The 17273-nt window shown below is 57.6% G+C and carries 16 protein-coding genes; 12 read left to right on the top strand and 4 right to left on the bottom strand.

All coding sequences use genetic code 11. The annotated features are described in order from the left end of the window. Positions 1–66: 66 nt before the first annotated feature. The gene (gloA, locus tag KT882_RS29060) at positions 67–477 is read left to right on the top strand and encodes a lactoylglutathione lyase (RefSeq protein WP_161070908.1); all 411 of its coding nucleotides are present in this window, start codon (positions 67–69) and stop codon (positions 475–477) included. A 141-nt stretch (positions 478–618) separates the two neighbouring features. Here the strand turns inward: gloA and KT882_RS29065 are convergent, their stop codons facing one another. The 4 genes from KT882_RS29065 to KT882_RS29080 form a co-directional block, all read right to left on the bottom strand. Beyond that, positions 619–1941, bottom strand: coding sequence for a TolC family outer membrane protein (locus KT882_RS29065; RefSeq protein ID WP_161070909.1), 1323 nt, complete (start codon positions 1939–1941; stop codon positions 619–621). Between the two features lie 25 nt (positions 1942–1966). Continuing rightward, complete coding sequence (locus tag KT882_RS29070; protein ID WP_161070910.1) at positions 1967–2290, bottom strand: rhodanese-like domain-containing protein; 324 nt, start codon at positions 2288–2290, stop codon at positions 1967–1969. Positions 2291–2308: 18 nt separating this feature from the next. Further along, positions 2309–2959 carry a protein-L-isoaspartate O-methyltransferase family protein gene (locus KT882_RS29075; RefSeq protein ID WP_161070911.1) on the bottom strand — a complete coding sequence of 217 codons (651 nt, stop codon included), beginning with the start codon at positions 2957–2959 and terminating at the stop codon, positions 2309–2311. A gap of 155 nt (positions 2960–3114) precedes the next feature. Next, positions 3115–3771: a TetR/AcrR family transcriptional regulator gene (locus tag KT882_RS29080; RefSeq protein WP_161070912.1), complete on the bottom strand. Its 657-nt coding sequence runs from the start codon at positions 3769–3771 to the stop codon at positions 3115–3117. 288 nt (positions 3772–4059) lie between these two features. On the opposite strand from KT882_RS29080, the gene KT882_RS29085 reads away from it, so the two are divergent. The 11 genes from KT882_RS29085 to KT882_RS29135 all read left to right on the top strand — a co-directional run bounded on the left by KT882_RS29085 (position 4060) and on the right by KT882_RS29135 (position 17269). Then, entirely contained in the window at positions 4060–4488 is a 429-nt protein-coding gene (locus KT882_RS29085; RefSeq protein ID WP_228893930.1) for a helix-turn-helix domain-containing protein, read from the top strand. 227 nt (positions 4489–4715) lie between these two features. Continuing rightward, entirely contained in the window at positions 4716–5714 is a 999-nt protein-coding gene (locus KT882_RS29090) for a PDDEXK family nuclease (RefSeq protein WP_228893931.1), read from the top strand. Then, the gene (locus KT882_RS29095) at positions 5711–8095 is read left to right on the top strand and encodes a hypothetical protein (protein ID WP_228893932.1); all 2385 of its coding nucleotides are present in this window, start codon (positions 5711–5713) and stop codon (positions 8093–8095) included. Before KT882_RS29090 ends, KT882_RS29095 begins: the two co-directional genes overlap by 4 nt. Further along, positions 8095–9600 carry an ATP-binding protein gene (locus tag KT882_RS29100; protein WP_228893933.1) on the top strand — a complete coding sequence of 502 codons (1506 nt, stop codon included), beginning with the start codon at positions 8095–8097 and terminating at the stop codon, positions 9598–9600. The genes KT882_RS29095 and KT882_RS29100 overlap by 1 nt, the downstream gene beginning before the upstream one ends. Before the next feature lie 2 nt (positions 9601–9602). Next, the gene (locus KT882_RS29105; RefSeq protein ID WP_228893934.1) at positions 9603–11399 is read left to right on the top strand and encodes a TniQ family protein; all 1797 of its coding nucleotides are present in this window, start codon (positions 9603–9605) and stop codon (positions 11397–11399) included. Positions 11400–11429: 30 nt separating this feature from the next. Continuing rightward, a complete protein-coding gene (locus KT882_RS29110) occupies positions 11430–12581 on the top strand; it encodes a TniQ family protein (protein ID WP_228893935.1) in 1152 nt (383 codons plus the stop codon). A gap of 59 nt (positions 12582–12640) precedes the next feature. Further along, positions 12641–13063, top strand: a complete 423-nt coding sequence (locus KT882_RS29115; RefSeq protein ID WP_228893936.1) for a MerR family transcriptional regulator — start codon at positions 12641–12643, stop codon at positions 13061–13063. 144 nt (positions 13064–13207) lie between these two features. Beyond that, the gene (locus tag KT882_RS29120; protein ID WP_407682026.1) at positions 13208–13768 is read left to right on the top strand and encodes a cation transporter; all 561 of its coding nucleotides are present in this window, start codon (positions 13208–13210) and stop codon (positions 13766–13768) included. Positions 13769–14245: 477 nt separating this feature from the next. Then, entirely contained in the window at positions 14246–14608 is a 363-nt protein-coding gene (locus tag KT882_RS29125; protein ID WP_228893937.1) for a hypothetical protein, read from the top strand. A gap of 223 nt (positions 14609–14831) precedes the next feature. Then, complete coding sequence (locus KT882_RS29130; RefSeq protein ID WP_228893938.1) at positions 14832–16007, top strand: TolC family protein; 1176 nt, start codon at positions 14832–14834, stop codon at positions 16005–16007. 8 nt (positions 16008–16015) lie between these two features. Beyond that, positions 16016–17269 carry an efflux RND transporter periplasmic adaptor subunit gene (locus tag KT882_RS29135; protein WP_228893939.1) on the top strand — a complete coding sequence of 418 codons (1254 nt, stop codon included), beginning with the start codon at positions 16016–16018 and terminating at the stop codon, positions 17267–17269. Positions 17270–17273: the final 4 nt, after the last annotated feature.

Below are 17273 nucleotides of genomic sequence, written 5' to 3' on the forward strand. Positions count from 1 at the left end.
CCCCAGCGGGATTTGAGCAAAGCGCATAAAATTCCTGCTTTACCCAACCGGCAAAGAAGGATTTTTATGCGCATACTACACACCATGCTGCGGGTCGGCGACCTGCAGCGCTCCATCGACTTCTACACCAAGGTGCTGGGCATGACGCTGCTGCGCACCAGCGACAATCCCGAATACAAGTACACGCTGGCCTTCGTCGGCTACGGCTCCAACCCGGACCATGCCGAGCTGGAACTGACCTATAACTACGGCGTGGACAGCTACGAGCAAGGCACGGCCTACGGCCACCTGGCGATCTCGGCGGACGACATCGTGGCCGCCTGCGCGGCGGTCAAGGCCAACGGCGGCAACGTCACGCGCGAGCCCGGCCCGGTCAAGGGCGGCAGCACCGTGATCGCCTTCGTCACCGATCCGGACGGCTACAAGATCGAACTGATCGAGCGCCAGTTCGACGGCCAGGGCGGCGGCCTGCGGTGACCTTGGCGGGTTACGGCGCCACGCATGCGCCAGAAATTTGCCGCCGACTGCGTAGGGCGGGTTAGCGCGGCGCAGCCGTGCGTAACCCGCCGTGCAAGCGGCCCTGCGGCGAAAAAAAACCGGGGACTGGCCCCGGTTCCTTTACTTCACCAGCAATTCATTGATCGGCACCAGGTCCGCTTCCTTCAGTGTGCCGGCCGCCGCTTTCAGGCGCAGGCCGTTCATGATGGTGTCGTAGCGGGCGCGGGACAGGTCGCGCTGGGTCGAGTACAGCTGGCGCTGCGCGTTCAGCACGTCGATGTTGATGCGCACGCCAACCTGGTAGCCCAGCTTGTTCGAATCCAGCGCCGACTTGCTCGACACCTCGGCCGCTTCCAGCGCGCGCACCTGCGCCAAGCCGCTGTTCATGCCCAGGTAGGCGGTGCGGGCGTTCTGCGCGGCGGCGCGGCGCGTCGCCTCCAGATCGTTGCGCGCCTTGTCTTCCAACGCGATCGATTCGCGCACCTTGCTGGTCACGGCAAAGCCGTTAAACAGCGGCACGTTCCACTGCACGCCGATGCTGTTGGTCTTTGTGATGCCGGAGGCGGTCACGCTGTCGCGGCCCTTGCTGGCCACCAGGTCCAGCGTCGGCAGGTGGCCGGCGCGGTTGCGGTTGATGTCGCGCTTGGCGATCTCCAGGTTCAGCTGCGCGCCCATCACCGAGTAGTTCTGCTGCTCGGCCGACGAGATCCACGGCTCGATGGCGGCCGGCTGCGGCGCGGCGATGGTCACGCCGCTGCGCAGCGTGGACAGCGAGGCCGGCGCGGCGCCGATGATCTGCTGCAGCGCGTTGCGCTTGACTTCCAGGTCGTTGATGGCGGCGAACTCCTGCGCCACCACCAGGTCATACGCCGCTTGCGCTTCGTGCGTGTCGGTGATGGTCTGCGTGCCCACCTCGAAGTTGCGCTTGGCCGAGGCCAGCTGTTCGGTGGTGGCCGATTTCTGCGCCTGGGTCGAGGACAGATTGTCCTGCGCCGTCAGCACGTCGAAGTAAGCCTGCGCCACGCGCGTGATCAGGTCCTGCTGGGCCTGTGCGAACACGGTCTCGCTGACGGCCTGCGACAGCTTGCTCTGCTGGTAGGATTCCCAGCGGTCCCAGCGGAACAGCGGCTGCGACAGCGACAGCGACCACTGGTTGCGCGAACTGTCGCGTGGGCCGCTTTCCGGGCCAAAGATCGCGTCGCTGGACTTGGTTTCGAAGTCGCCGGTGATCTTGGTGCTGGAACCGCCCAGGCCTATAACCGGCAGCAACTGGGAACGCCCTTGCGTCGTCCTTTCCTGACCCGCAGCAAGTGCAGCGCGTGCGCTGGCATACGTGGCGTCGTTGGCGAGCGCCTGCTGGTACACTTGGATGAGGTCGGCCGCCTGTGCGTTGATGGTCAACAGTGCGCTGCTGATCAGCAAGGCGATTAAGGGTTTCTGCATTGCGTTCTCCGTGGAATCATAACAATTAGTATTTTGGCATGGCGCTGTCGACCTGCACAGCCCAGGCATGGATGCCGCCCGTCAAATTCGTGATCTTGCCGAAACCGTTGCGCTCCAGGAAGGCAGCGACCTGCATGCTGCGCGCCCCGTGGTGGCAGATGCAGACGATGGCCGCGTCCTCATCGAGGTCGTCGATGCGGGCCGGAATCGAATTCATCGGCATTAGGGTCGAGCCGGCGATATGGCAGGTCTCGTATTCCCAGTTCTCGCGCACGTCCAGCAGAAACGGGCTGGGGCGCGCTTCGTCGGCCAGCCAGTCGGCCAGTTCCAGCGCAGTAATATGTTGCATGCGGCGCTCCCGTCCGGTTTAGAACGTGAACTGCGACGGCTTGGCGGCGTTTTGCAGCGGCTTGACGTCGGTTTCAAACAATTTCTTCTGCTCGTAGCCGTCCGAGGTGCGGGTCACCAGCACGCCCGACATGGAAGGCGCTTCGCCGATGATGGCGAACACGCGGCCGCCTACTTTCACTTGCTGCAGGAAGGCTTCCGGCAGCAGCGGCACCGAGCCCGACAGCACGATCAGGTCGAACGGCGCGCCATTGGCCCAGCCCTGCGAACCGTCGCCCAGCTCCACGGTGACGTTGGTGATGCCGGCGGCGGCCAGGTTCTGCTCGGCCTGCGCCTTCAGTTCCGGCGAAATCTCGACGGTGGTGACGTGGCGGCCCTTGTGCGCCAGCAGCGCGGCCATGTAGCCGCTGCCGGTGCCGATTTCCAGCACGTTTTCGTGTTTTTTCAGCTGCACGTCCTGCAGGATGCGCGCTTCCAGCTTGGGCGTGAGCATGGTGTAGCCGTTGCCCAGCGGGATTTCCGTGTCGACGAAGGCCAGGTTTTTATGGCTGGCGGGAACGAAGTTCTCGCGCTTGACCACGTTCAGCAGGTCCAGCACGTCCAGTTCCAGGACGTCCCATGGGCGGATTTGCTGTTCGATCATGTTGAAGCGGGCTTGTTCGATATTCATCTTTAAACTCGGTGAAGGATTAAATAATCCGTCATTTTATCGTTGAACTGGTCAGGACGGCATATTAACGACATCGGCGACGGACTGAGGGAAATTGCGACAGTCTGCAGATTCGGGGGGCTGAACGCGCAAAAACCGCCCCGGGCTGCTTAATTTTATGGCACGCCGGCGGCGCCGTCCGGGCGCAGGCCGCGCAAGGCCAGGTCGAGGAAGGCGGCCATATACTGGTCCGGGTCGATGCTGGCGCCGCCGCCGCAGGGCAGGAAGGCGTGGTTCCACATCATCAGCATCAGCACCGGGGCGCTCAGCACCGGCATCAGCACCTGCGGATCGTGCGGGCGGAACTCGCCGCGCGCCAGGCCGCGTTCGAGCACGCGCACGATCAGCGCATTGCCGCGCGCCACCACCTCGTCCTCGTAGAAGCGCACCAGTTCAGGGAAATTGCCCGATTCGGCCATCATCAGCTTGGTAATCCCGGCCAGCTTGGTGGCGCCCACCTGGCCCCACCAGCGCATCAGCATTTCGCTCAGCAGCACGCTGCTGTGGGCGTCCGAGGCGGCCAGGTCCAGCTCGGCCTGGACGATGGCCTGGCCGATGGTGGCGCGCACCACGGCCTTGAACAGTTCTTCCTTGTTCTCGAAATACAGATAGAGCGTGCCTTTGGAGACGCCGGCGCGGCGCGCCACGTCCTCCAGGCGGGTGGCGGCGAAGCCGCGCTCGACAAATTGCTCCAGCGCCGCCTCCAGCAATTCCTGGGGCCGGGCGTCCTTGCGCCGTTCCCAGCGCGGTTTGGTGTCAGTCGGGGCTTGCATAGGTCTGATAACTACTTACTTTTGAGTCATTAATCTTAGTCGTCAGACATCTGGCAGTCAAGACTTACCCTGCGTGTTACGTCGGAATAGAAGCTTGAACAGAGTAATAGAAACTTGAACAGGCAAGATCGCCGGAGTAATAGAAACTTGAATGAAATTCCGCACCCAGCAAGCGAAAAAATCCGACCACCCACTACGGGCGATTCCTAACGATTTTCGGGTTGACAAAGGAAAAATGATGTCCATAATAGTTCTATCACTAGTTGTTACTAGTTCCAAGAATAGTATATGAGTCCTTTCTCAACGGCATTTAGGGAGTTGCGCATATTTTGTGAGTTAAGGCAGGCCGATTTCGCGGCCAAGCTGGGTTACGAGCAAAGCTACATCTCCGCTATAGAACTTGGGACCAAGGGACCTCCGTCCGTCGAATTCATAGAGCGCCTTACAGAGCGCTTGCAACTCGACGAGCACTGGACAAGGCGATTACTGTCGGCACTCGACGAGTCGCAGCGAAAGATCACCTTGCCCAGCGAGTCGTCGGATGAGATGTACAAGATGTTTAATGAGCTGAGGCGACAGATCGATGCGCTGCATCCGGCCCAGGTGGAGTTGATACAGATGGCGTTGCAGATGCCGACGATGTTATCAACCGCGCCACCGAAGTCGGCACGGGTGCCAAGGCGCACATTTGAACCTGACTCGAGTGTGAGCGAGTAATCCTTGCAACCTCGGGCCTGCAGCGGATAGCCCCCCCTCTGCTGCCGGAAGCTTTTTTGCGCTCCATCGCCCCACCTTCGGAGCGACAGACATACTTGCGGCCACAAAAAATCTCCAATTAATGGAGTTACTATTTCTTAATTTTGATCTTTCTCGCCTCCTTCGGCGATTTCAGCACCTCTGAGCACCACTGCATGCGGCAACCATAACCAGAAATGGAGCGGTTCATGTCGGGAGCCTCACAAAACGTCGGCCATACCGGTCATGTTGATGACCTGTCAGATGCCGTTGCGCTGCCCACGGAGCCGGTGCCAAAGCCCCGTCAAAAGGGGATGACTTACGAAAAGCTGTGCGAGCGGATACTCCTTGGTCATGGCATGGGGCATGGCAACGGCTACTTGCCATGGCTGACCCTCCGTCGCAAAAATCCATCCCCCATATCAAATCAGGTTCCGTCATGGATGCCGCCGCTGGGCCGCCCCGCCCACTATTTCTCCAGGGGAGAGTTCCATACCGCGCTGCTGCTGATCTGGTTGGGCGTGAAAGATGTGAGGGAGCAGTTCCCACTTTGGCCGCTCCGCCATCCTCATCCCCTTGACGGTACTCACGGAGCCCCCGACGTCATACGACCTTGGGCGCCGGGATTGCTCGACATAGCCAAAGAGGCCGGTATTGATCATGGGTACGAGATTGGCACCGGACTGCCCTATGTTGCCAGCCTTGATCTCCTGGCCACGGCAGCGCTTCCTAGCGGGTATAAATTGGCGGCATTTTCTTCCAAGCCCTTCACGTCGGCGAACGATGACGTGAAATGGCGCACACTGGAGAGGCTGGAACTCGAACGCCGCTACACCGCACGCATCAACTGCTCCTACTTCGTCTCCAGCTCGGCATTGATTCCACTGGTCACAGCCGGACAGCTGGAATGGTGGCTGGATGCATCTACCTTGCATTGCGCCGCCCACTTGCTACCTAATGCGGTCCCATTCGCTCAAGAGATTAACGCCTGCCGACAGCTGCCCGCCAACGAGGCCGTTGCCATTACTGCGAGAAGACTGCAGCTGACGACAGACGAGGCATGGCTGCTGTTCCGGCATTGTGCCTGGACGCAAAGCATCGATATCGATCCGTCAGTACGCCACCTCAGCTCGTACCCAATACATCCAGGTGGCAGGGCCTTGCGCGACAACTTGCGCAGGCATTTTTTTGGGGAGACGTGGCTATGAATCCGACAGTAATCGAACCAGGCCTTGTGATTATCGGGACCTCCGATCAATCACCTCTAAACGGCTTACATCGGGTGCTGGAGGTGATGCCGCACTTAGACCAGGTCACGGTGATCCCCATTCCCGCCACACCAAGGGAAACGCCGGAGCGGAAACAGAAAAATTACTACGCCAAAGGCTTTTTCCTGGTGAAGCTCTCGCAGCTGCAGTTCTGGATCGAAACGGCCGCCGTAAAACAAACCGAACTGATACTGCCGAGCCACTGGCACCTCAGCGACGAAGAACTGCGTCGCTCACATCCTTCCATGCGCCTCACCAAAGACAGTACCGAAGAACTCAACAAGTCCCCCTCCGAATTGCGGCGCGATCGCAAATGGAAACTTATCGAGCAGCTTGTTCCCGCCCCTGCCGGCACTGGAAAGCGCCCTCCTGATCTTACTTGCCTGGACGCATTGGTAAGAGACCATGCAATAGCAGCGAACGTCAGCGCAGGCCAGGTATTTGACGCGTTACATCGCTATTACGCGTTCGGCTGCATGAAGAACGCCTTACTCCCCAATACCATCACCAGGTCCGGCGCTCCCGGCGTACCGCGACGCGGCAAGAACAACGTAAAGCTGGGCCGCAAGAACGCACTGGTCAAGGCCGGCGACATAGAAAAAGCAGGACTCATACTTACCGACACGGACGTCTTGAACATCCAGGATGGCTACGTGACATTCGTCCGACCAGGCACAACCATCACGCAAGCATTTCTATCCATGAGCGCTATGTACTACAGCAAGAGCCATGAGATGAAGCACGGGTATCTGACACCAATCCTTTTGGACAGTCACCAACGGCCTACGTATGAAAACTTTGCCTACCACGGCCCCTTAGCTCCCGACGCGGCCGGCGCAGCGCAGCGCCTAATGGGAGAGGGAGAGTGGGCTCGCAACTATCGGCCGCTGGTCGGCACCGCACGCGACGGCATCTTCACTATCGGCCAGGTGGGCTCGCTGGATGCCTCGCCAGTTGACGTCAATTTTGTCGCCTGCGGAAATCCACTTCAGCCGATTGGTGTAGGCCGTGGTCTTTTCGTCCGTGACGCATGGCTCGGACTATATCTGGGATGGCATATCGGTATAGGAGGCATAGGGACCGACGATGCAAAAATGGCGATACTCCGGGCCGCGACAGATAAAAGCTCTCTGCTCAGCCGGTACGGGCTAGATCTTCCACCGGAAGACTTTCCATCCATGTTCTTCTCCAAATACCTCTCAGACAACGGCGAGTTGCGCAGCAAAGATGGGATTGAAACCCTGGTCGACCAACTGACGTCTCGCATAGAGTTCATCGCCAGCGGGAGAGCCGACCGGAATAGTCCATCGGAGTCAGGCCACCATACGCGCCATCGCCGTTTCGACCATCACATTACCGGCAGTACCAAAGGGAAGCAGGCCAAGCGTGGGGAGCCACTGGCGATCAGCAAAGCCTTGATTTCTCGATTCGCCTACACTCGCCTGCTGCTGCTCTGGATACACTGGGTCAACACCAAACAGGAGCTGCCGCTCCATATGGTGCCAACAGAAATGCAGCGCGAGTTTGCATCGCTTGGAAAGATCGTTCCGCGCACCAGAATCGCCATCTATCGCTGGGCGAAGTTAAATGGCTACGTCGCAGGAAAGCCGGTTGAGCCCACCTTCCTGCGAGCTCACCTGCTGCCGCGCTTTACTGCCAGCATCCAACGCGGCGGCTTGCTGCTGCATCGACCAAACACCGGCAATGCCGTGGAGCTCCTGCACGGTGCACGCTTCAATCACGAGTACCTCGCTCACTCGGGGCTGATTCGCGATGCCTTGACCAGCGGAAAAATCCATATCGACGTCCGTGCCGATCCTGACGATCTTTCACACATCATTTTGCTCGACAAAGCCGGCGCGCACGTCATACCCAACATCAAAGACGACGTGATTCTCATCAATGAAGGGGGAATAGCGGATCTGTGCGGTCTCAACGATGCCGAACGACTACATGGGGTAAGCAAGGCATCCCAACGCGACCAAGACGGCGTTGATCAGCAATCATTTCGGCAAGAAGAAGAGGCTGATGCGAAAGAAAAACAAAAACGTGCTCGGGCAGAGCTCGGCAACCAGAAGGCGCCCAGCGCAAAAGCATCCAGTGTCCGCGCGGCGCAAGCACAGGAAAAACGAGATCAGCTCGATGATGCCGCACGACGCGCAGCCGAACCAGAGTGCTCGCCCCCAACTTGTCCAGCGCAGCAGCCGCCAGTAGCACCGCCTGTTATGCCTGCGGCAGGACATTCGCGGCCAGCCGTCTCTCGCATGATTCAAATTCGCATAGATCGCCTCGCTCGTTTCAACGCTGAAAGGAAATTCTGATGCACGAATCCCCAGAAAAAGCCACATCGGCTGCCAATGACAATCCATTTTTGGAACCGCTGGAGGCTTATTTATCTGACGAAGGCCTTGAACGACGCTTATCGAATTGGCCGCTGGCAGGTGTCGACGTCAAGAATCTCAACATGCAGGCCCGGCACGACCTGCTTGACCGCCTTCAGGATCAGATGTTCGAGCCGACGCTTTCGGCGATCGATACGACGACTCGGCTGTATCGCATGATTCGCCGTGGCTACACAGCAAGGAATCCTGCATCAATTTCGTATAAGCAGAAAACGATGTCATTGGCCCGCTGGGCCGGTAAAGAACTGGATCAGCTGCCTTGGCTTGCGAACTACGCGAAGGGAATACGAATCTGCGGAATCACCGGGTCGGGGAAGACCTACGAAATCTTGCGGGCACTTACCCGCATACCTCAATGCATAGTGCACGGGAAGTCACTTAGTGCGGATTGGAACCACATGGTACAAGCGCCATGGCTCTACGTCGCCATGAGCCATGATGGCTCACTTGGCGGCTTGCTGCTCCAAATTCTTACTACTCTCGACGCAGCTATTGGCACAACCTATGCCCGTGATCGCGGCATCACTGGGTTGAGCAACGAAAAGCTCGCGGTGCAGGTGGGCATCATCCTGATTAATCACGGCGTTGGCGTGCTGGTGATAGACGAGCTGCAAGGGCGAAACTTTGCTGGCGGTGCGCGCGGCGGCCTGGCCGCGACATTCTTTCTGCGGCTGCTCAATTTCGGCATCCCGCTGGTACTAATGGGCAATCCCTTTGGCATGGACGCACTGGATTCATTTTCGCAAGACATGCGACGTGTCGGCTCTGGAGGAAGTATTGAAATGCATCCTTTGGAATCTTACGAGACCGACTTTACGGACACGCTTGCTCCCGCGCTATGGCGTTACAACGTGATGCCTGAGCCGTCTCCAATCCAGGATGAGGATGGTGCCATCCTGTTCAAGTACTGCGGTGGCATCCGAGACTATGCCGCACGCATCCGCGCCTGTTCGCAACGCATCGCTCTGGATGAGGAAAGCCCCTTCGTCACGGAAGAACATATGGAGCAAGCTTTCAACGGCCCGGATTTCAGCACCAAGGAGCGCGATTTGATCGCCGGCTTTCGAGATAAAAATCCCATCCTTCTTCAGCAATTTGACGATATCCCTTGGCGACGCTACGCCTCGCGGTGGGGACTGCATGCGGCTGCACCCAATGCGTCAGCGCCAGCTTCACCAGAGCCGGCGCAGCCTTCACCAGAGCCAGAAAAACCACGCAAGCCTGCATCGCAAAAGGCAAGAGAAGCCGCGCTGGGCAAGCGAACGCGTAAAGCGAATGAGAAGGCCGAGAACGCAGCTTCGCGCGCAGACCTCGATCCGGAGGACATGCGCAAACAAGGCCTGCAAAACCATCTGATCAGTGGATTGGCGCAGTTACAGAGTAACAGCCAGCCGCAAAAGAGCTTCGCCCCCAAAGGAGTATGACCATGCACGCGATGCCCCAAAAATCGGAAGCCCAACTTCCATTCTTCCCTGCAGGCTTCCCCGACGAAACCATAGGCTCGCGCGTCAGCCGATACCATATCCGCCGCGGCCAGCCGACAATGTACGCGACGTACAAGCAGCTCTTTGGCAAACTCCCTTTCAGCTTGACAGGTCTGGTACAACAAAACCTCGACAAGCTGGCTGAAAAATTACCAGGCTCAGCCCAGGAAAATCTATTGGAGATGCAAAGAAGCAGTACGCTCTTACCGCTCTTTCAGCAGTTCTTTGGCCCTAAAACCGCCACGAAGCATGCTGATCGTCAAGGTATCCCGTTGGTCGAACTGTCCCGCCGAATCACCGGCGATAGCCGGCTCACCCACATGTGCGCACAATGCCTGATTGATGATGAGAGGGAGCACGGCTGTCCCTATATCCATCGCGCGCACCAGATCCCTGGCGTGACGGCTTGCTGGAGACATTCCACGCAGCTTATCGATTGCTGCCCGTCATGCGGGTGTCCATTCGCGCAACCGAATCAACTGATCCTTTCCGCTTGGATGGGATGCGAATGCGGCTATTCGATCGCCGATCATGCACAATCTGGCCAGCGAGCGGCTTCCAACGTCGAAATCGAATTCGCGCAATTTGCGCAAGCGCTTTTGGCCGCCAGTCCACGCCGGCTGAGTATCCAACAGTTGATCAACATCTATAAGGATCGTGCGATTGAAATCGGTTGCCAATGGGGCAATTCGCGTGTCAATCACAAAATGTTGTTTGGGAAAATCGAGGCGCATTTCGGGAAGGAGTTACTCGCTACAATCGACCCTGCGTACAAGGCTGGCAAAACAGGACACTGGCTCAACATTTTCTGCGCCCATTCTGCCGTGGAAGCCCCGCTCACTCGCCACTTGATGGCAGCATATTTTTTGTTTCGGAACGCCACGCTGTTCCTCGCTCGAGCCGACGCAATCATCAACACCAAACCAGAGCTCGGTGATCCGCCTCACGTCCTAAACAGCGTCCCAGCATCTTCCGACAAAACCGAACCGGAAAAGCAACCTGAGGACGAACTGCTCGAGGAACTGGTAAGCCTGGCGCTGCGCGACAACTATGACGTACAGCAATTGTGGCGCCACTACTTCGGCAGCATGAAGCGGCTGGTAAAGCTGCGCCCAGACGCTGGCGAAGTGATAGAAAAGAGGCTGGCCAACGCAGCTGCAAAGAAACGGCAGGATGAGGCAAGAGCAGTTCGTCTGCGGGAGCGCAGCCATCGCATCGACGTCGAGTGGTCTCAGGCGATCAACAAAGCCTCATTGGCTCTCTACGGAGAGAATGGAAGGCCTGTTCGTGTTACCCAAAATCAGTTGTTAAAGACGGCGGAGGCGCTTACCGGTAGCTGCCGCAGTTACCCGACAGAGCCTGCGTTTCCTTTGACGGTCGCCGCACTCAAAACCCACGAGGAAGGCCTGTGGCATTTTTATGCCAGGCGCCTGCTATGGACGTTGCAATGCCTTCACGATCCGCAAACGCCAATTTACAAGATAGTCGTCCACTCGAAGCTTGAAACGTACAAAGCCAAGGCTGTGCTGGAGTATTTTTCGGACTTCACGCCTTGTGGCGGCGGGTCGATCCAGGTCATCAAATCTATCCTTAGGGAGCGCGGCATTGAAAAAGGCTGGCAAGGACCTTGTCCAGAACGTGAGTTCTACAGGGCCGGCCGGGCATATCGGCTGCGCACAGATCGACGGGGGCCTATCGGCGGACTCGCCGGCGAATCAAACCTGCCGACTGATGTGTAAGCTGTATATCGAACGTTTCGGGGCGCTGCGATGGAGATCCATACTTTCCCCATCGCGCGCCCCGACGAAACCCTTTACAGCGTCGCCGCCCGGATACGACTAGCGAATGCGGCAAAAAACGACCGCGATGCCTGCCGGAGCCTGTTTGGCCTTTGGCCCAATATGCGGGTATCAGATTTCCCTGTCCACTTGCCACACTTCTGCGCCGCTACGCAGAATATCTTCGGCGATCCGCCAACTGTTCTCCAGGACACGACAATGGCGCTGTTCTTTGAACGCATTGGCTGCCCTCCCTGGCGAAAAGGTTCCCGCCCTGACCCCATTGATCATGCTGGATATGGCCTTGCCACGCTCTCGAATGGATCGACGGGAAGATGGCGTATCTGTCAGCGCTGCATGAAGAACGATCTGGCGTCCCATGCAACTTCAATCTGGCGCCGCGCGCACCATCTGCCAACAAGCTTCGTCTGCCCCATTCACGGCTCCCTTCTCACAATCGCCATGCCATCCCACCTCGAACTGGGCAAGCGCTTCGTACTACCGGAGCAGACCATCGGCCTCACCGCCATTGGCGGCAAAGAACTGACCTCAAACCAAATGGACCTGGTACGGCTGACAACGCTCGGCATCGATGTTCTTGAAGATAGACACCCTCCGGCGACAACTGGAACCAATCGGTCCGCGCTGTTTAGCGGCTTAGCGAACAGGGGACTATTAACTGCAACTGGCAAGCTAAGAAGGGTTCAGTTCGTTGAGGAAATCAACCACCGCTATGGTTTCCTGGCACGCCACCCGGACTACGCCGCAGCGTTATCCTCCAAAGGAATTGATATCTTGCAGCGAAACCTGCTCCATCCTGAAGGCCCGCTTTCAGCAGTTCACAACTTGCTTTTGATAGACTGGCTGTTCGGCACCTGGGAAGCCTTTCAGCAGCGATGCATGTGGGAGACCACCATGAATGACTTCACACCATTCGACGGGACGCTACAGCAAAACGCTATAAGGGATCATCATCGCCAGACCTGCCTGGACTTCATCTCAGCCGAATCTGTGGCCACCCGTAGCCGCTTCTTCCGCGCAGCCCCAACATCGCTTCGATGGTTGCTTCGTTATGACGAAGACTGGTTCAACTCCTGCTTGCCTATCATGCGGAAGCGACGCGCCCAAAGCAAATTGTTCTGACTAGCACTGGCCTACTATAAGATCACATCTTCACTTCTTCACTTCACCCGGAGGCCTCGATGGACGCATCACTAAGCATAGGTGAACTGGCGCGCGCCACATCGACTAACAGCGAAACGATCAGGTATTACGAGAAGATCGGACTGCTGAAGGCGCCGCCCAGGTCATCAGGAAACTACCGCAAGTATGGCGCGGCCGATGTGGCGCGATTGGGCTTTGTGCGCCGGGCGCGCGAGTTGGGATTCCCTATTGAACAGGTACGCTCACTCCTGGCGCTCACCGAACAGCGCGAGCGCGACTGCAGCACCGTTGATCTGCTCACCGACCAGCACCTTGCCGAAATCGAAGCAAAGATCGCCGACTTGATTGCGCTCAAAGCGCAACTGGTATCGTTACGTACCTCCTGCAAGGGGGGGATGGTGGCCGATTGTCGAATCCTGGACGGACTATTTCCTTCTGCACGTGACCGCGCCCATGAATAATTCGCTTGACCTTGTAGTAGCTACAAGGTGTCAAATGGGGGAACGAACAAAGGAGAAGTGACCATGTCAAATTGTTGCGGTAGCGTTTGCGCATCCAATAAGCCGCCGGTGAATTCGCGCTACCGACGTGTTTTATGGATAGCCTTGCTGGTCAACGGCACGATGTTCGGTGTCGAGTTGGTGGGTGGCCTATCGGCCGACTCGGTTTCCCTGCTGGCCGATTCAGTCGACTTCTTCGGTGATGCCGCCAACTACGCACTCTCGCTATTCGTGCTCGGCATGGCAACGATTTGGCGCTCGCGCGCGGCAATGCTCAAGGGTGCCATGATGGGCGCGTACGGCATCTTCGTACTGGCAAAGGCGGCCTGGAGTATCACGGCCGGCACCGCCCCAGAGCCAGCGACGATGGGCATGATCGGCTTTGCCGCCCTAGTAGCGAATGGCACCGTGGCGCTACTGTTGTATGCGTTCCGCGACGGTGATGCCAATATGCGTTCGGTTTGGATCTGCTCGCGCAACGACGCAATCGGCAACGTCGCGGTCATGCTCGCCGCGTTGGGGGTGTTCGGAACCGGCACAAATTGGCCCGACCTGGTCGTCGCTGCTGTAATGGCTGGCTTGGGACTTACAGCCGCACGCACCGTGATCGCTCAGTCCAGACAAGAACTCCACAACGAGTCCGTAAAACAAGTTCAGTCGGGATAAGGCCAGAAGTAGTATGCGATCAGAAAAAGTAATAAAAAGGTCACCCATATGTGTGCTTAGCATACCCAAGCAGTACTGCCAGAGCCCGACTATGCTCTTGTCTGGTGGCCTCGTCAGTAGCTTCGCGAGCAAATGGCAGTGGGTTATGTGACAACTTGCACGGCCATGTACGCGCCGTTAGAATGGCCTCTAATGTAGCGGCAGCGATGGTTAGTGGAGAAGAATGTTATGGCGGTAGGAAATATATATGACGAGCTAACGACTATCCTGGTTTGGGGCTCTATCGTCATCACTGTCGCCATAGGATCTTTGCCTTGGGTGTTGAAAAAAACAATTCGCCCTCAGAAACGGAGCGAATCCGGCAAGACCTGGGAAGCACGTAAGGCCAGACGCCAAAAAGCGAAGTAGCCATCCGGCACCTCTAACCATGTCGATACGTGGACACTACTCTGAAGTTTTAGATGTATAATTTTCCCCATGGTTAAACGGCTCATCTATATGTTGACGATTGCATTCGCCCTCCAGCTGAGCTGGGGAGTGGTGAGCGCCTATTGCCAGCATGAAACTGGAAAAGCCAGCCGCCACTTCGGCCACCATCAGCACGAACACAAGCCTGGCAACGTTGTCGCGGATGCAGAGAAATCCACTCCCGCCAAGAAAGTCACGGCTCATCCCGATTGCGCATCGTGCAATCATCATGGTTCGTTCGCTTTGGCATCATGGAACCCTGAACCATCGCCATTGCCATTGGCAGTGATGCACCATCAGTCTACTGTGTTCGAACTTCCCCTGCCTTACCTCGGCCTTCCCGAGCGCCCTCAGTGGCAACGCGTCGCTTAATTCCGGCGCCGTTTCCTCTCCGAGTTTTCTCATTACAGTGAGTTAGCGTGCAGGCGTAACGTCGCCGGATTCTTCCATTTTCATTACGGAGAATTCCATGCGATTGTTTTACTTATCGTGCTGCGCTGCGTTGGCCTTGAGCCAGGCTGCGCACGCACAGGCGCCCGTGCCGGGCGCCCCAGCAACGGTCCTGACAGCAGAAGCAACGCCCTCGACGGCGTCAATGTCGCTCGCCCAGGCGATTAAACTGGCATTTCAATTCAACCCGGAGCTGGCTGCAGCTGAGCGGGAAATCGATGTTGCCGAGGGCGGCGTCTTGCAGGCTCAGGCGCGCCCCAATCCAGAACTATCTTGGCTTCAGGAAGGCGCACGACAGGACGGACGGACCACCACGCTCCAGTTAAGCCAACCGCTCGAATTGGGTGGAAAGCGTGCAGCACGGGTTAATGCTGCCGAGCGTGACCGTGCTATAGCGGTGGCCGATCTGGCTATCCGTCGCGCTACCATACGCGCTGCTGTCATCGCCGCTTATTTCGAAGCGTTGACGGCGCAAGAACGGCTCACCCTGGCACAGGCCTCTCAACAGGTTGCACAACTCGGCACCAGCGCTGCATCACGCCGCGTCCAAGCCGGCAAAATTTCGCCTGTCGAAGAAACCCGCGCAAAAGTAGCTGAAGCGAGCGTGCGCATCGAGCTTGGCCAAGCCGCCAGTGCGTTGGCATTGGCCCGGCGCAAACTGGCCGGGATATGGGGTGCGACCTCCTTATCTGCTGCGCGTTTGATCATGCCGACTGAAACCCTGTCAGTGTCCTCACTGCCAGAATTGCTGACGCATATTGAAAGCAGTCCGGAATTGCAGCGGGCTAAGTTGCAGGTGGAACGTCAACAGGCACAAGTGGCTGTTGAGCGCAGCCGGCGTGTACCGGACCTTACGCTCAATGTTGGGCGCAAACGCGACAACACCCAGGAGAGCCGTTCCCAAACCATCATTGGCTTCTCTGTACCGCTGCCGCTGTTCGATCGGAATCAGGGCAACGTCTTAAGCGCACTACGACGGACAGACAAAGCTCAGAATGAACTCACTGCGGAACAAAACCGACTAACGCTGGCCTTGTCGGAATCATTCTCGCAGCAGGATGCGGCCAAAGCCGAACTTCAGGCGTTGCGAGAAGAAATCCTGCCTGGAGCGCAGAGCGCTGTCGACGCAGCCACCAAGGGATTTGAGCTTGGCAAATTCAATTTCCTGGATGTACTCGACGCGCAGCGCACGCTATTCCAAAGCAAAACCCAATATTTCCGGGCTCTGTCCGATTTTTACCGCGCCAGCGCGGAGATCGAACGCATTGTCGGCGAACAGCAGCCACAGCTGCATAGCGCCTCGCCCTTGGAACAACAATAGGATATGCCATGAAGCTTCCCAATCTTGATAGTAAATCGCGTCGCGGTGTCCTGACCGTACTGGTGGCCGGTGTGGCCCTGGCTACCGCCCTCCTGTTCTGGAAACATGATGACACCAGCGTGAAAACGGCCGCAGAAAGCGGCGAAAAGCGTACTGAAGGCAAGGCGGCAGGCAAAGATAAAGCCACTGGTGATAAAGGTGAATCCAAAGCCGATGGCGACCACGCTGACGAGGAAGTCGTCAAATTTACTGACGCGCAGTTGAAAACCGCTGGCATCTTTATCGAAAAGGCAGCGTCTGCCACGATTGGCACCGCAACGCAGTTGCCTGGCGAAATTCGGTTCAACGAAGACCGCACCGCCCACATAGTCCCGCGCGTCGATGGCGTCGTTGAAAGTGTTCCCGCCGACCTCGGGTCCCGAGTGAAAAAGGGACAGGTTCTGGCCGTCATCGCCAGCACTGGACTGGCTGAGATGCGCAGCGAGTTGCTGACGGCGCAAAAGCGACTCAATCTGGCGCAGGTAACGCACGACCGCGAAAAGAAACTATGGCAGGACAAGATCTCCGCCGAACAGGACTATCTCCAAGCACAGCAGGCGCTGCGTGAAGCAGAGATCACGTTGCAGAACGCTAAGCAAAAGCTCAATGCATTAGGTGCCAGCGTGGCGGACATCGGTTCGTTGAACAGCTATACGCTCCGTGCGCCGTTCGATGGCGTTATCGTTGAGAAGCACATCACCTTGGGCGAAGCCATCAAAGGCGATACGAATGTCTTTACTATTTCCGACCTGTCCGCTGTATGGGCGGAAATCATCGTGTCAGCCAAGGATCTTGAAACGGTACGCGTCGGTGAAAAGGCAACCATCAAAGCCACTTCGCTCGATTCCAAAGCGACGGGCACTGTCGCCTATGTCGGCTCTTTGCTGGGTGAGCAAACCCGTGCTGCCAAAGCCCGCGTCACCTTGCAAAACCCGAATATGGCTTGGCGCCCGGGCCTGTTTGTGAACGTGGAACTGGTGCGCGGCACTAAACAGGTGCCGGTAGCGGTTCGCGCCGATGCGTTGCAAACCGTCGAGGGCAAGACAACGGTATTTGTGAAAACTGCGGAAGGGTTCAAGGCGCAAGCCGTCACAACCGGACTGAATGATGGCAAGTACGTCGAAATTCTTACCGGAATGTCGGCCCAAACGCCATACGCTGCTACCGGAAGCTTCGTCATCAAGGCGGAGCAAGGTAAAGGCGGCGTCGATCATGATCATTAAGCGG

It is taken from the genome of Pseudoduganella aquatica, from assembly GCF_020865585.1.
GTDB classification, from domain to species: Bacteria; Pseudomonadota; Gammaproteobacteria; order Burkholderiales; family Burkholderiaceae_D; genus Rugamonas; species Rugamonas aquatica_A.